At 73.9% G+C, this 1,095-nt stretch carries 1 protein-coding gene; it reads right to left on the bottom strand.

Features of this window, described 5'->3' with window-relative positions:
* Positions 1 to 176: 176 nt before the first annotated feature.
* Positions 177 to 989 (bottom strand): dimethylargininase, encoded by an 813-nt coding sequence (gene ddaH, locus FRW57_RS21920; RefSeq protein ID WP_238384752.1) that lies wholly within the window; start codon positions 987 to 989, stop codon positions 177 to 179.
* Between the last annotated feature and the right edge of the window lie 106 nt (positions 990 to 1,095).

Genomic DNA, 1,095 nt, shown 5'->3' with positions numbered 1-1,095 from the left:
CCCACCCCGATGCGAGCTCCGGCCTGCGCCGGACGCTGGCCGAGGCCCGCGACGACGTCAGCCGCGCGCTCGTGGCGCAGGAGTGCGACGCCCGTCGCGGCTGAGCCACCCGGGTATGGCGGTGGGCCGGCAGATCTGCCGGCCCACCGTCATACCCGCTCGTCCGTGGCGTCCACTCACCTCGACGGGGCCGTGAGCGGCTCTCGGAGCCGGACCGACAGGCACGTCACGCTCGCCTCGAGCTTCTCGAGCTCGCTGACGTCGACCTGGACCGGTTCGAAGCCGCGGTCGGCGATCAGCTGCGCGGTCCGGGGCGCGCTGGTGGACATGAGCAGCTTGTCGCCACCCAGCAGGATCGCCCGCCAGCCGTGCCGCTCGGGCACCGGGGTGAGCTCCGGCAACAGGTCGGGTCGGTCGAGGCCCGGCAGGTAGGCGAGCAGCGTGCCGTCCGGGAGGGCAGTCACCGCGCTCTTCAGGTGCAGCACCTGCGAGATGGGCACCGCGACGACCTCGACGCCCTCGGGCGCGACGATGTCGGCGAGCTGACGGATCCCCTCGACATTGGTGCGCTGGCCCGAGCCGACGTACATCGTCGAACCCAGCTTGAGCACGTCCCCGCCATCGAGCGTGCCGGGCGCCGTGATCCGCGCGATGCGGTAGCCGAGGGACGCGACGGCGAGCTCGGCGCCGTCGGTCTCGGGCCGGCGTTCCGGTGCACCCGGCCGGGCGATCACGGCCAGGTCGCCGAAGACCACCATCGTGTCCTCGACGAAGGTCGCGTCGGGGCAGTCGTCGGCCGGGTCGACCTCGATGGTGGGCCAGCCGTGCTCCTGGAACGCGGCCACGTAGGCGTGCCACTGGGCGAGCGCGAGGTCGGCGTCGACCGGGCGGCGCTCCAGGTGGGTGAGCAGACCTCGGGCCAGGTGAGGGCCGGGTCGCCGGACCAGCACCCGGCCGCGCCGGGCGTCGGGGAGCAATGTTTTGGTCACGGGCCGAGTCTGGCAGCACCCGGTCAAAACGCGTGTCCCCACGGCGCCGGCCATCCGGCTCTGCGCCGCACCGTCCGGCTCAGCGGCCGCCCAGGCTGCGGGCGAG

The sequence above is a fragment of the Segeticoccus rhizosphaerae genome (assembly GCF_009192725.1).
GTDB classification, from domain to species: domain Bacteria; phylum Actinomycetota; class Actinomycetes; order Actinomycetales; family Dermatophilaceae; genus Segeticoccus; species Segeticoccus rhizosphaerae.
The sequence above is the reverse complement of the archived record's forward strand: the minus strand, read 5'-3'. Positions and strand labels throughout refer to the sequence as shown.